Origin of the sequence: Peribacillus sp. NPDC096447 (genome assembly GCF_044762725.1) — a bacterium.
Classification (GTDB): domain Bacteria; phylum Bacillota; class Bacilli; order Bacillales; family DSM-1321; genus Peribacillus.
Map to the genome: position 1 here is coordinate 1 of NZ_JBIWEV010000016.1, position 15061 is coordinate 15061.

Annotated in this window: 11 protein-coding genes and 2 pseudogenes; 5 read left to right on the plus strand and 8 right to left on the minus strand. The window is 37.1% G+C overall.

All coding sequences use genetic code 11. The annotated features are described in order from the left end of the window. Positions 1 to 546: 546 nt before the first annotated feature. The 4 genes and pseudogenes from ACIQZD_RS25475 to ACIQZD_RS25490 form a co-directional block, all read right to left on the minus strand. Positions 547 to 2127: a PhoX family protein gene (locus ACIQZD_RS25475; RefSeq protein WP_402907480.1), complete on the minus strand. Its 1581-nt coding sequence runs from the start codon at positions 2125 to 2127 to the stop codon at positions 547 to 549. A gap of 927 nt (positions 2128 to 3054) precedes the next feature. Further along, positions 3055 to 3477, minus strand: coding sequence for a DUF3995 domain-containing protein (locus ACIQZD_RS25480; protein ID WP_402907483.1), 423 nt, complete (start codon positions 3475 to 3477; stop codon positions 3055 to 3057). Between the two features lie 90 nt (positions 3478 to 3567). Next, positions 3568 to 4092: a TetR/AcrR family transcriptional regulator gene (locus ACIQZD_RS25485; RefSeq protein ID WP_402907486.1), complete on the minus strand. Its 525-nt coding sequence runs from the start codon at positions 4090 to 4092 to the stop codon at positions 3568 to 3570. A 481-nt stretch (positions 4093 to 4573) separates the two neighbouring features. Beyond that, a pseudogene (locus ACIQZD_RS25490) lies at positions 4574 to 5210 on the minus strand (NAD(P)-dependent oxidoreductase). Between the two features lie 988 nt (positions 5211 to 6198). Here ACIQZD_RS25490 and sda point away from each other — a divergent pair. The 5 genes and pseudogenes from sda to ACIQZD_RS25510 all read left to right on the plus strand — a co-directional run bounded on the left by sda (position 6199) and on the right by ACIQZD_RS25510 (position 9947). Beyond that, a complete protein-coding gene (sda, locus tag ACIQZD_RS25495) occupies positions 6199 to 6345 on the plus strand; it encodes a sporulation histidine kinase inhibitor Sda (protein WP_328175999.1) in 147 nt (48 codons plus the stop codon). Positions 6346 to 6658: 313 nt separating this feature from the next. Then, positions 6659 to 6813, plus strand: a pseudogene (locus ACIQZD_RS26245) (IS4 family transposase); the annotation flags it as partial. Positions 6814 to 6959: 146 nt separating this feature from the next. Then, the gene (locus ACIQZD_RS25500; RefSeq protein ID WP_402844166.1) at positions 6960 to 7994 is read left to right on the plus strand and encodes a FecCD family ABC transporter permease; all 1035 of its coding nucleotides are present in this window, start codon (positions 6960 to 6962) and stop codon (positions 7992 to 7994) included. Between the two features lie 12 nt (positions 7995 to 8006). Further along, on the plus strand, positions 8007 to 9011 hold the full coding sequence (locus ACIQZD_RS25505; protein WP_402907536.1) for a FecCD family ABC transporter permease: 1005 nt from the start codon (positions 8007 to 8009) through the stop codon (positions 9009 to 9011). Positions 9012 to 9032: 21 nt separating this feature from the next. Then, a complete protein-coding gene (locus ACIQZD_RS25510) occupies positions 9033 to 9947 on the plus strand; it encodes an iron-hydroxamate ABC transporter substrate-binding protein (RefSeq protein WP_402907490.1) in 915 nt (304 codons plus the stop codon). 538 nt (positions 9948 to 10485) lie between these two features. Here ACIQZD_RS25510 and ACIQZD_RS25515 read toward each other — a convergent pair. The 4 genes from ACIQZD_RS25515 to ACIQZD_RS25530 form a co-directional block, all read right to left on the minus strand. Continuing rightward, entirely contained in the window at positions 10486 to 11043 is a 558-nt protein-coding gene (locus ACIQZD_RS25515; RefSeq protein WP_402907539.1) for an MFS transporter, read from the minus strand. A 9-nt stretch (positions 11044 to 11052) separates the two neighbouring features. After that, the gene (locus tag ACIQZD_RS25520) at positions 11053 to 11232 is read right to left on the minus strand and encodes a hypothetical protein (RefSeq protein WP_402907493.1); all 180 of its coding nucleotides are present in this window, start codon (positions 11230 to 11232) and stop codon (positions 11053 to 11055) included. An 805-nt stretch (positions 11233 to 12037) separates the two neighbouring features. Then, positions 12038 to 13474, minus strand: coding sequence for an amino acid permease (locus ACIQZD_RS25525; protein WP_402907496.1), 1437 nt, complete (start codon positions 13472 to 13474; stop codon positions 12038 to 12040). A gap of 105 nt (positions 13475 to 13579) precedes the next feature. After that, a complete protein-coding gene (locus ACIQZD_RS25530) occupies positions 13580 to 15034 on the minus strand; it encodes an aldehyde dehydrogenase family protein (protein WP_402907499.1) in 1455 nt (484 codons plus the stop codon). Between the last annotated feature and the right edge of the window lie 27 nt (positions 15035 to 15061).

Genomic DNA, 15061 nt, shown 5'->3' on the forward strand with positions numbered 1-15061 from the left:
CATTGGAAGGTTATTTGGCATGCACAAATTTAGTATAGCATGAAATATTTTAAGTTTTCATTGAAAAATGTTGACTAACTATTAGCTGGTTTAGTGCCATAAGAAAAAGGCTGCCTCAGCAACCTTCCTTATTGAAGTAAAGTTCCCTTTAGCAAAAACAGCTGTTGTTGTATGCACAATCTGTAAAAAATACACTTAGAATATCACTTTCATTTCATAAAAGCACGAGCCTTTTCGTTTATTTATTACCCTCAAACGACTTTAACATTTGCTACCTAATATATAATTTTCATTTCCCATTTACACTGGATTGACTTAACGTGAAAATAATAAAAGCTGACCTAACATGCAGGTCAGCCTTTTGCACTTGAATCGATACTTTGGGGAAAGTATCTCTTTTTATAGTTATACCTTTATCCGTTAAAGAATTACGAACGACTTATAAATTCGTTTAAAGTTTGCTTTCTAGATTGATTTTGTTATTTAGTGGATGTACTTATGGTGTAAGCACATACTAAGTTTTATCATCTTAAATAACATCCTTATTTATTGCCTGGTAATTGCCACTACGGATGGTCTCGGAATATCGCCAAAAGGCCACCGGCTGGTCGGATTATTAACATCCTCACTCTCTTCCCCTGGGTGCTGAACAGACATAAAAAGTGTTTCACCATCTGGAGCCAGCCATGTTCCGGTTAATTCCGCCTGTACTGGCGCGGAGGCAAATTGCATAGCCTTTCCCCGATTCGGTCCCTCCGTTGGAATCATGTATAAGCCGTTGTTTCCGAATGGTTTGTAAGCTCCTTGATTAGTCTTATCAGAAGAGATATCTGTACAGACCCATAAGTTCCCTGATTGGTCAAACATCAAGTTATCTGGACAGGCAAAACCGCTTTGCGGCCCTCCGGATATAAAGATTTCATAAACAAAAGAGGTACTCTCATGGTTATTGTCTTCCTCGACAAGGCGATAAATCTGTCCGTAATAGTTTCCGTGCTTTGTATTATTTGTGAACGCAATAAACACAGAGCCGTCCAGCGGATGAATTTCAACATCCTCTGGACGATCAAGGGGAGTTCCGCCCACGAGCTTTGCCGCGTCACGAGTGTTGACAAGCACTTCCCCCTGTGTTTTGTATTTCTCTCTTAATTTAGGTGTTTTATTAAGATCAAGAGGAATCCACTTATTTGCGCCCATATCTGCGACATATAAAGTTCCTTTTTCCAGGAGACGGCTATTCCGTTTCCCTAGTTCAGGTCTATAAACATCATCACTTATAAATTTATACACACACTGGTCATTGGCATCATCACCACTGTAAACGACAACACGACCAGATTTCCCAAGAGTCATTACTGCATTCTCGTGCGAGAACCGGCCGAGCATGGAATGTTTCTTTGGGGTCGATTTAGGATCAAAAGGATCGATTTCGACCACCCACCCGTAATGAGTAGGATTCAAAGCTGGAACTCCCGGAGTTTCGGACCAGTCCTGCACAATTCCCTCATAATTCTCCTCTCCAGAAAAAGCTGTATTCCATAGTGTTTTTCCACCCGAACAGTTGGCAAATGTACCTGTAACCTGTGTAACCCCGCCAACTGCTGCATCCCCTTTTGCTGGACCGGTTAAATTGATCGGTGTATTGGCCGTAATTCTTCTATTGAATTGGGAGCCTTTTAAAACTGTCCATTTCCCCTCTGATCCTTTTCGGATGTGAATGACCGATCCGCCAAGATTGTATTTTTCCACAGCAATTTGCTGCGCTGTCCTTTTGGGGCCGCCTGGCTCTTCCTTATATCCCGTGACAAATATACTCATATCCCCTATATACTCATGATTGACCCAAAGGAGGCCCTCATTTGGGCTGCTTCCGAAATAGCAGGTGAAATCATTATTAAAACCAAACTTTTCACCATTGCCTAAATCCTGTCCCCAGGTTGCCACAATATCGTACTTATACCCTCTAGGAAGAATCAACTGATCCTGAGTCGAAGGTCTGATTGGTCTAAACTGTGAAAACCGTGTCCCATATGGCTGCCTGTATCCTTGTTCCTGGGGCACGTATGGATGCTGCACGTTCCTGTCCCCGGCAGGATACTGATAGTAGGGATAATAGTAATTTGTCAAAACAAAACACCTCTTTCCTTAAGGTACTTAGACATTAGTTCACCTAATGTATATGTGTAATAGAAAGGGAATATGAGGACATGCTTTCTTTTAGACTAATACAATATTTTTACATTACATCAGATTATAGAATGAATTTTATTGAACTACCTTCTATATTCATTATCCTATTTCAACTATCCTGCCCCGTTAGTTCATTAAGAAAAGTACCTCTTCAATAGGCCCCTGCTACAGAATTAACTGTAAACAGGGGCTTGTCGGTACTGATCCTGAAATTGCATCTATATAAACCGTATCTGACCTACCAGGGCAGACTTATGTTTATTTAACTATGTATTACATTACCCATGGCTTCGCCTTTGTCTTCACTACGTTCGACAACAATTTTTAAAACATGCCATGGTTATATGCAATAAACTGATGCGAAAAATTTTTAGTCCTTCCAGAACCATTTAAGAATCCATTTGGCAGGAATGGCAACTAATACAGCAATTACAATAAGAACTACTTTAAGTATAAAGAATCGTTCATCTAAAGGTATCAAAATATTTCTTCCACATGTATGACGTATTTTTTATTTTGTGCAGAATGTAATTCAGTTTGCATTTCGTATATTTCCAACCCTTCCATAGTCATCCCCCTCATTATCCTTTTCCTATTAATTTTACCACAAAAAACCATTGTCTTTATTCAACTAACCTGCCCCGTTAGTTTAAGTAGAAACTTTCACAATCTCAATAGGGTAGAACCTTTTGAGAAACATTCAAAATACCTCTAAATTAGGCTTTATAATGTCTCATAAGACTTATATCATAATGCTTATCTTTGTAAGTACGCATTTTCCTGATGCTACCCCAGTTTGGTCTTTATAAAAAAGTTCAATCACTTTCAAGGTTCAGAGTTTATTCTCGACAACTATAACTCATATTAAAACAATAGAATGATATAGACAAAGCAAAAGAATAAACATAATGGACTATAGAACCAAGTATCGTATCTAGCAAACTGAGAATGTTTAATTTTTTTAAAAAATCCAACAAACTTAAAATCACCAATTGCCCTAATAATGAAAACTAAAGCACAAACAATACTTCCGATTTTAGAAAAACTATTTGCTTGGAATCCCTGCAAATAACCTCCTTGAACAACAATAATGAGACTAGCCATTAGAATAAGAATGGCTACGAATAATGTTCCCCATATTCTCGGAGTAAAAGCAGGTTTATGCTCTCCCTCTTTTACTGGGAGAACAGCGACAGAACCCCATCGACCTCCAAAAGCCCAATAAATATGCAAAAAACTGATAAACCAAAGAAGCCCTACAGCTACTAATATTAATAGTAATTTCATTTATTCGCCCCCAATGTCGTAACTTCAAACAAAACATACACCACCGTATGTTATAGTTAAAATTTTGTCCCTTCAGGTTTTATAACCATATTAGGGACATTTATTATCGTTTATTAAAAGCTCAACCATTTTATCAATATCAAAATTAGGATTTGCTTCAAACCTTGTCATCCAACCTACATACGTTAAATAGGCAAGTCTCGCTCGATCAATTGATTCATTTTCCTCTATACCGATTTTTTGATACAATTTTGCAACACAAGAAATTCTTTGTTCTTCCACATCTACTAAACGTGCTGCCACAACAGGATCATATTTAGCCCAAGTATAAATGCCAATCTCCATTTTTTTATCTTGATTAAAACTAATCTGTAATAGCTGTTCTAATGAGGCATTCTGTTGCTCCATACTTTGAACAATTTGTTTTGTTGCATGTATTTCCCAATAGTCGAGCATAGAATCTAAAAGCTCTTGATGGTCACGAAAATAGTGATAGAAGCTCCCTTTGCTTATTTTTAGCAATCGAGCAAGTGCTTCAATGCGAACTTTATGTATTCCTTCATCAGCTAATTGTTGTAATCCTGCTTTTATCCAATCTTCCCTCGTTAATTGCATGTCATCTCTCCAGTAAAATACGGTAGCGTATGTTTTACGTTAGATTACTACTATTCTCATTTTTTGTCAATTATTCATTCTGATTATTTTTATGAACTTTAATGTTGTTGTTGATCGTAATATTGATCGTCATTACCCTTGGTAAAATACAAGCACATACTAAAATTATTGACACAAGTTGAGTTTAAATTATCCAAGGTTAAAATGCCATTGTAGCTTTGAAACAAAGTTTGATCAAATTAATACAAGAAACCTTGATAAATGAATAAATAGAAAGGGCATGTTTTGAAAAAAGATTGATCAAAACATGCCCTTACACTACTATTAATAACGGATTATTCTTTTATTTAATCAACTAACGCACCCGGTAGTTCTATAAGAAAAGCAAAACTTCTTCAAGAATCCGCCCTATAACGGAATAACTAAGTAGCTTCTATTAGCTGGTTAATTGAAAAGAAAATTTTTTTCATCTACTAATATTTTAATTGGCTATAAAAGGTGTTTTTCTTATGTATCTATTATCACTGATCTGATTAATGATAAAATCTGCGATATCTATATTCGTAATTTTCATTCCCGGCATATCGGTTAAGCTTTCCTTTATATTACCAGCAGATGTTCCCTCAACTACAAATGGCAAACGTACAAGTGTCCAATCAACATCACTGCGTGCAAGAATCTCAAGTTCCATTTTTTTATCTGCCATCATCTTCGGAAATAAGAATCTAAAATATCCTTGCTCCAATTTTATTTATTATGTTCTTATTATCTCCGTTAATATCAAGTGATCCTCCTGTAACACCAATGTATCTTCTAATTTCTAATTCATTCATTGCAGTAAGGATGAATTTTGTTACAACACTGTAAATAGGGAAATCTTTTAAGGGTTGACCTAAAGTATTGATAACAATATGACAACCCTTAAGAAAAGACCGGATAGAATTTATATCTTGTGCGTCTCCTTTCACAATCTCAATTCGTTCATCAGTATTAGTTAATCTAGTAGGATCTCTAACAAGCATACGAACTTGATATCCTTCTTCTAATGCCCTTTTTGCAATAAATCGTCCTACCTTTCCGTTCCCTCCCACGATGGCTAGCTTGTAAGAGTGCTTCATTTTTCCTCCTCTTGAAAAATTATTTGAACGTCACAATTACTCTTATTTATTATAATATTTATTACTTTAATATTATCCTTCTTGAGGTAACCTGTTCCATTCGTTTAAGTAGAATAATTCACAATCCCATATCAATATTAACATAAATATCCAGTTTTATTCGGGTCTAGTTCCATTAAATGGCCCTTTAACGGAACAACTCTATTTTCAATCAACAGTTCATTAATCCGCCCTTTCTTTCACTATAAAAACACCTCTCTAGATAACCATATCCAAAGGGGAAAAACGTCGTAACTTTTTTATAAATATCGCGACTTTATTCAAAACATCGCATCTTTTTTATAAACATAATGACTTTATTTTAAAGCTACAGCAGAATTATACCATAGGACTTATTGTGCTAACCTGCCCCGATAGTTCCATAAAAAAGCCGTCTTAATGACAGCTCCAATCTTGCACCCGTTAGCCATCCATGAATCGCAAAGAATGAAAATGGTTAGGAAGTGTCAATACTGATACTGACCTTAATCCAGTCAACCCTAATCCATAGACTAATTAATTAACGCTCCTCTTTTTTTAAAACGATTGAGCAGGGTCTTCTATTGTCATTTTTCATTTTTAAAGAAACTTATTTTCATGGTAGTTCCGTAATAAAGGGTTGCCGCAGCAACCCCTTATTGAAGTATATCCCCTAAAGTTGCATAGATAAGCTACGATCTTCAAAAATAAACCACTTAATAGAAATCCCAGAACCGTCAATAGATATCAAAATAAATTATTACTTTAATCGGTTATTTTTAACTGTTATGTTAATAATCACTATTATGTAACTAGGAAAGCTAAATATATTGCGTTTAATGATGTCGGTTTATGTTGTTTTATGTAGATTAAAATATAGAATAAATATGAAACCTTTTTGTTGCAAAAAAGCTCACTCTATATTTTAAGAGACTTAAACGTGGTTTTAAAGAAATAGAAGAGGGAATATATGAAAAAATTAAATGATCAACTATTGATAGACTCATACCATAAAGCAATTGAATTAGACTTAGAAAAAAAATTTATCCTCGTTCTAGAAGAAGAATTGAAGAGAAGAGGTTTACCCCTTATAGTTCAAAAAGATAAGCGTAACTAATTAGTATAACTTTAAATCTTTGCTCTTATTTTTTAACCCAAACTAATAATTTTTTTCTTTAGTAGTCAATTCTCTGTATAAAACTTGTTTATATTTTAAAACTAACTAACTCTCTAGATTTAACTTTTTAGTGTCCTAAATATTGACTCAAATCCACTTTTAGGGGTCCTACCAACAAAAAGCAAAAAACGCTATTTTTCCTGTAATATCATGAAAAGGCTGGTGTTTTTTTATGTATCGCGAGATCAGTCGAACTTACCCTCTTTTCACAGGGAATACAACGATTTTTACCTCCAAAAGCTCTCCAAGAGCTAGCCAAAAAGTAGTGAGTACTTCCCTAACAGAGTTATATAGTTGTCTATTATCTATAACGGGAGTCTTTATAAGTCCTAAAGGACTCAATCAACGATTTAATCCTTCGGCTGTCAAGCTCTTACGACAGATTATTAACTTCCTTATTTACTCAAAACCTTTATACATCTCAGGTTCTTCCTTATCGTTACGCTTCTCAAATTAACGTATTAAAAAAAATAGATTGATTTCAACAAAGAGTAAAGATATAATCATATTGATAATGATTATCAATTTCAATTGTGAAGTAAAGGATGAATTTAATGTTACATAATCCCTCTCTAAAGGGACTCAAAAATCGTTCAAGTGTTTTTCTGCTAATGTGTTTATTCATTCTGGTGATTCTTGGATTAGTGGTGTGCCTGTTTTTGGCTGTAACATTTGGGGCAAAAGAGGTTACCTTCAATACGGTATGGTCAGCGATTTTTAATTATGATCCTACACTGACACAGCAACAGATTATTCACGAACTACGGCTTCCACGGGTGATTGGCGCTTCATTAGTCGGAGCAGCTTTTGCAGTTGCTGGTGCATTAATGCAAGGAGTAACCCACAATCCCTTAGCTGACGCAGGAATACTTGGTATTAACGCAGGGTCAATGTTTGTGGTAGCCCTTAGTTTTGCTTTCTTTCCAAACATTCCGTATTCTATCTTGATGGTTTTTTCTTTTATAGGAGCTGTATTGAGTACATTATTCATTTTTATAATTGGCTCATCTGTGCCGGGAGGATTAACACCTATACGGTTAACAATCTCAGGTGCAGTGATAGCAGCGCTCTTACATTCACTTAGTTCAGGAGTGGCTATTTATTATGATTTGAGTCAAGATTTAGCCTTTTGGTATGCGGGAGGTGTTGCAGGGATAAAGTGGAATCATTTGAAAGTGTTAGTTCCTATTATTCTTATCGCAATTATTTGGGCAATATCGTTAGGGCGATCTGTGTCACTCATTTCAATGGGCAATGATATTGCCACCAATCTTGGTGTGAATACGACTCGTATTAGAATACTTGGAATAATAATAGCCGTTATTCTGGCAGGGGTTTCTGTTTCGGCCGTTGGTTCAATAGGCTTTGTTGGACTTGTAATCCCACATATTTCACGAAAATTGGTTGGAGGATATTATCAGCTCATCATTCCAATGTCAGCATTATTGGGTTCGATACTGTTAATACTGGCTGATTTGGGAGCTCGAACGTTGAACCCACCTAGAGAGCTGGCTATTGGTATAATGGTAGCCCTTGTCGGTGTTCCTTTTTTTCTCTATATTGCTCGTAAAGTAGGGAGGGACTTATAGGTGAAATATCATATGAATGCAGACAACAAGAGGGCTTATACAGTTACTATGGTATTTATTTTAATTAGTATAGTTGCAGTATTAATAAGCTTGAATACAGGTACCCTGCGACTTTCACCTTTTAAAGTAATCCAAACGCTTTTTGGCTACGGTGATTTTAAAAGTTCTACCATTCTGTTTGAATACCGCATTCCACGAATCTTGATTACCATGTTGGCGGGAGTTGGATTAGGAATTTCAGGTGCAATCTTACAAGGATTATCACGTAACCCTTTGGCAGATCCAGGAATTTTAGGCTTACATGCCGGTGCGTCCTTTGGTCTCATTATCTTTGTTACATATTTTCATTCATTAGATGAAAAAGCATCAATTCTTATACCGTTATTTACCTCTTTAGGCGGAGTCTTAACTGCTTTTCTTATTGTTTTACTTGCCTATGATCGTTACAAAGGCATATTGCCCATTCGACTTATTCTTATTGGAATTGCGATTTCTGCTGGTTTTAGTGCTATTACACTTTTTCTTTCTCTTCGTCTCGATGAAGAAACCTACTCATTTGCTTCAAGATGGTTAGTTGGAAATGTATGGGGAAGGGATTGGATTCATGTTATTGCCCTTTTTCCGTGGATCCTTATTTTAGCACCTTATGCTTGGTTCCAATCTAACACATTAAATGCCTTAACACTTGGTGATGACGTAGCAGCTGGCCTTGGTGCTTCTGTTCAAAAACAACGTTTGCTGATGCTGGCAACTGCTGTTGGTTTGTCATGTGCGAGTGTAGCGATGGCCGGCGGTATTGGATTTATTGGTCTAGTCGCCCCTCATCTTGCCCGTCGGCTTGTTGGCCCAATGTACCAGCATTTCCTTCCTGTTTCAGGACTTATAGGGCTCATTATTTTGGTGCTTGCGGATACCATTGGTCGATCCATATTTCAGCCAAATGCTATTCCAGCTGGTATAGTCGTCGCTGCTATAGGAGCTCCCTATTTTCTTTATTTGCTCACAAAAACAAAATAACTTTTCAATAAGGAGAAAAAAATGAACAAGAAACTTACTATTTTATTTAGCATTATGTTAATTCTTATTTTGTCCGCCTGCGGACAAACTTCTTCAAATGATAGTAAATCAGCACAAAAAAATAAACCTAGGAGTGAAGAACCTAGAATCGCTTCACTTTCCATCCATCTAACAAATGATTTGCTTGCATTAGGTATAACTCCAGTTGGTTCTGTTATTGGTGGGGAACTAAAAGATTTTCTGCCTCATGTGAAGGATCAATTAAAAGATACGCAAAAGCTTGGACCTGTAAAAGATCCAGATATGGAAGCATTAATTGAACTAAACCCTTCTGTGATTTATCTCGATAAGGAATTTTCAGGAAAAGATGTATCAAAATACGAAAAAATCGCACCGACTCATGTATTTAATCTTGATGAAGGAACATGGAGAGATCATTTAAAGTCCGTAGGTAATCTTGTCAATCGTCAACAGCAAGCAGAAAAATTCATTTCAGATTATGAAAAACAAACAAAAGAAGTGAAAAATTTAATTGAAAATAAACTTGGTGAAGGCAGTAAAGTAATGGCAATACGTGTTACGGCAAAGGAGTTACGAGTATTTAGTACAAAACGACCAATGGGACCCATCTTATTTCAGGATTTAGGTTTTAAACCTGCCAATGGTGTTGAAGACATTGATAAAAATCTACCTTACGAAGTCATATCTCAAGAAGTTCTTCCAGATTTCGATGCAGATGCTATATTTGTCATCGTCAACAGTGACGATGAGTCTCAGACAGCTTTTAAACAGTTAGAAGATACACCCATTTGGAAAGGGTTGAAAGCAGTTAAAGGAAAACATGTATACGTAGTTCCGGATCAGCCATGGCTTGATTATTCAGCACTAGGAAATAAAATGGCCATGGACAACGCAAAAGAAATCTTTTCACAATAATAGACCAGAGATATTTTTTTGGTATATTTCATAATAACTATTAGGTATTTTAGTTACCAGAATAAATATTATTAAGGTATACCTTACCCCCGTCTCGTAGATTATCAAAAAAGCCTGCACGGCCTTTCTTAAATAGTCATTAGAGGAAGTAAGCATGCAAAAAAGCTCTTATTATTTAAGAGCTTTTTTGGTATGTAAAAGTATATTGATTTTAGCGTTCCTTAACAACAATTTGATAAGATTTACATAAATCGGATACTAAGTATGATGGAAAACAATAACGTGGATTAACATGCCCCGATAGTTCCATAAAGAAAAAGCTGCCTTGAAGACAGCTCTGATTTCCAGCTAACGCACCCGTTAGTTCTATAAGTAAAGCGAAACTTCTTCAAGAATCGCGCCCGTTTGTGGAATATAATCTGTTAGAGTTCAAGAATCCCAACTTCACCGTTCATGTTCCAAAAAAGATTGTATCATCATGTAACTTTTTAAGCTTGGAATTGTTTTTCCTGAATATCTTTTTGAACGTTTATTCTTCTCACGATAAAGATGAGAACAATTGCACCAATAAACAGGTTGCCCCTCCTGCTCCTATTAAGACGAAAGAAACTCCAAGCCATTTGGCAAGAAGGGATCCCCCCACAGGTGCAATAAGCATAGAAAAGGTTTGTAATGACGTAGCCGCAGCAGATACTCTGCCCATCATTTGCTTAGGTGTCTCAGATTGTAAGATAAATCCATAAGGGACCGACTCACCGGAGCCCATGAAGCCAAGGAAAAATGCGCCAATCACCAAGGCTAATGCAGGAAGATTTACAATCTCCATACTACCAAGACCCATTACAATGATTAATGAACCACTAAAAAGGAATGCACTTGACATAAAGTGAATAGGTTTTCTTTTCCAATGAGTCCAGTTGCCCATTAAAAGGGAACCTGCCACACTTCCCAGACCTACAGCACTAATCAGTAACCCAAAATTCCCTTCAGTGAAGCCAAGATTTTGGGCAATAATATGAATAGTCCATCGTACAGGAAAATGATAAAAAACGCTACAGACGATAGGATAACTGAGATTTTTAATAATGGGGTATATGAGATGTGCTTAATGCCAATTTACAACTTTAAGAGGAACAAGTACTTTATTTAAAAAAGACGTTTCGAGCTTGGCTAACCAACCGTTTCCGTTTTCTCCATTAGCTACTTGAGCAGCGTGTTTTTTGTGAAATTCTGCTACCCGTTTATTATGCTCTTTATGCCATTGGTGCATAGAATTATGTTTCATTCTTATTGCCTCCTTTCCGTTTAATTATATTTCTAGAAAAGTTGAATAGAAAGTGCTTTTTATTCAACTTTTGAAAGAAAGGAAATCGATAAGTTAATAAATCTAAATATGCACAGTTCGTATACACTACGCTTGTTGAACTATCCTCCAGACAAACAAATGGAATTACAATTTCTGTAACAGATGATGAAATTCTTGACGCAAAAGCTATAATCGATAAAAGTGGAATTGGATGTGAACCTGTTGCTGGACTACGAAACTTAGTGTCTCAGCAGGTGATTGACAAAGAGGAGTCTGCACTATGTATCTTAACAGGAAATATCTTAAAGGATACAGATGTTCTAAATGAGTATCATTTTGGAGAAAGGATTAATTCAACTTTTAAAAATGCATTGCAACCGACTAGTTTGACATATGATTCTATTCAAAAGTATATATTATAGAAACCTTATTTCATTCTTAATAAAGCCCAGGGAATTTATATAATTCCCTGGGCTTTTCTTTTCACAAAAGTGTACTTTTACCAACGGGATTAACTGAATGTTATGGGAGTGACGTATATGAATCGAGTAGGAAGGAGTGACTAACTTTTTCATAGAATTTCTCCAATTCCATGTCTATCAACCATCGGTACCCTTATTTAATGCACATACTAGGCACACTGAAAAAGAACAGCTTCTCATATATAAGTAGAAGAAGTCTGTCCAAAATCAGTGGAAATTCTTTGATTTATTATTTTAATTAGTACGTTAAAAATCGATAAACCAAAGATCTTGTAAGCCTTCATTTTTCACAAAAAATCTCTTTACTTAATATTCCTAATATAATCATCCGTTTCATTATAAGAATTTATCTGATTCTTATTTCCTCGATTTTTTATATAGTAGAGGAGATAGCATAAAGCAATGAATGGTATTCCACAATATAGGGCAATTCGTTGGCTCGGATCGAAAGCAAGACCCACAATAGAAGCGAAACATAAAACAAAAGCAGCAATGGGCACATAAGGGTAAAGTGGTGTACGAAATTTTAATTCTCTAATATCGCCACCCGCTTTAAGATAATGTTTACGGAACACATACTGTGATAAAGCAATTCCCATCCATACTGCAACAACCGCAAATCCAGATATAGCCACAAGCACCATATAAACCGTATCCGGTGCAACTACACTAGAGAATAATGACAAGCAGGCTACAGCCATACTTACAATCAAAGCATTAAACGGAACTCCTTTTGACGTTACCTTTCCTAAGAAAGGACTTATCATCTTCTCATTTGAAAGAGACCATAACATACGGGTAGATGCATAGAGACCAGAATTTGCTACTGACAGTAAAGCTGTAATAATAACAAAGTTCATGATATCAGCTGCATAAGGTACCCCTATGCTATCAAAAACCATAACGAACGGACTTTCAATGACTCCCGCTTCTTTCCAGGAGATTAATCCAGATAGCACAAATATGGCACCAACAAAGAAAAACATAGTTCGCCAAATTACATTTCTAATGGTTAGAGGTATGTCTTTTTCCGGGTTTGCACTTTCTCCAGCAGTAATGCCGATAAGCTCTGTTCCTGAAAAGGCAAAATTTACGGAAATCATTGTTATAAATATCGGAAGGAGTCCATTTGGAAAAAGGCCTCCTTCCCCGGTAAAATTAGAAAGCATCGGAGCAGCTGCACTGCCGTTCATAGGAATGAAGCCAAACATCGCAGCTCCACCTAATATGATAAAGAAAATAATAGTAATTACTTTAATGCCGGCAAACCAAAATTCAGTTTCCGCGAAAAATTTTACAGAAAAGGCGTTCAGCAGAAAAAGTATAATCGCGAAGAGTGCGCTCCACATCCAGACGGAAGTTTCAGGGAACCATCTCTTCATTAAAAGACCGGATGCAGTAAATTCTGAACCTACCGTAACTACCCATGTAAGCCAGTACAGCCAACCAATGGTAAATCCGGTAGCAGGACCCACAAACCTCGTAGCATATGACTGAAACGAACCGGTTACCGGCATAGCTACAGTTAATTCGCCAAGGCATAGCATGACCAGATACATGATTAGCCCACCAACCAAATAAGCGAGAATCGTTCCTCCCGGTCCAGCCTGATTAATCGTATAACCTGTACTAAGAAAAAGACCCGTTCCAATTACCCCACCTAGCGAAATCATGAACAAGTGCCTGCTTTTCATAGAACGCTTCAACTGATTTTGATCGGTACTATTGGCGTCTATCATCCAGTCTCCCCCTTTATATATATGATGCAGCACCTTACTTGTAGCGCGAAGATCGACCTCGGGTCGATTCCTATAAAGCTATCATTATCACATTTACTTTTTCTATCACCTTTTGCTCGGAACTTTAAAACAAACCACTTTTGTTTCAGTCATTTCTTGAAGTGCAAACTTAATTCCTTCACGACCTAAACCAGAACCCTTCACTCCCCCGAAAGGCATGGCATCTATACGATAATCAGAGCTGTCATTTATCATAACCCCGCCTACATCCAATTTACGTATAGCTCCAAACGCCCTATCTAAGTCACGAGTGAATATACCTGCTTGCAAGCCGAAATCCACATTGTTAGATTGGAAAATAGCGGTATCCAGATCGGGCACGCTGTGAATGGTAACAACTGGTCCGAAAACTTCTTCAGTTGCCAGCTTACAATGTGCTGGAACATTCTCTAAAACAGTTGGATAATAAAAAGAACCTTGACGTTTGCCGCCACACAGCAAGTTCGCGCCTTTCTCAACAGCTTCATTTACCCAACTCTCAACTCGCTTTGCTTCTTTCTCTGAAATCATAGGCCCCATGTCGGTTTCCTCTGAGAGTTTATTGCCTACTCGATATTGTTGAGTACGGTTAACAAACTTTCCAATAAAGTCCTTATAAACATCTTCTTGAACATATACTCTTTGCACTCCTAGGCAATTTTGACCTGCGGCCCAAAAGGCGCCGGATACAGTCGATTCAACCGCTTCTTCTAAGTCAGCGTCTTCCATTACGATAACCGGTGAGTTCGATCCTAGCTCCATATTCATCTTTTTCAGACCTGCCTTTTGCATAATCGCTTGGCCAGTGGCGAGTCCTCCTGTGAAAGAAATCATTCGTATGGCTGAATGAGTAATCAGGCTCTCGCCCATATCACCCGGATACCCCGTAATGACGGATAATACTTTAGGCGGTAAACCTGCTTTTTCAAAGGCTTCTGCCAATAAAAGAGCACTTAAAGGTGTAGCAGGTGCTGGTTTTACGATGATAGCATTTCCAGAAGCAATAGCAGGTCCCACTTTATGGGCAACAAGGTTTAATGGATCGTTGAAAGGCGTTATAGCTACAATAATTCCAACAGGAAAACGATAATAATACCCCATGCGATCTTCGCTTCCCGGCATTTGGTCAAACGAAATCGTTTCGCCATTAATTCTCCTTGCTTCTTCTGCGCTAATTCGAAGTGTTTCAATACAACGCACTACTTCTTTTCTCGCCTCTTTAATAGTCTTACTTCCCTCACGGGCAATGGTCATTGCATATTTTTCCTTATGCTCATAAATCCAATCGGCGGCACGATTTAGTATAGCGATTCTTTCATGTGTTGGCATGTCCGCGGCTATTTTCGCTCCCTTTTTTGCCTCTTCTATGGAATGAAGTACATCCTTCTCATTAGCGGCAGGAACGGTTGCAATTAAACTATTATCCTGTGGATCGAGAATTTCAATTTTTTTGTCACCGGATACCCATTTTCCAGCAAGAAACATCTTATTTTTCTTTGTAAGCGCTTCAATAATTGTCATCGATAATCACCCCGTATAAGTAATTTT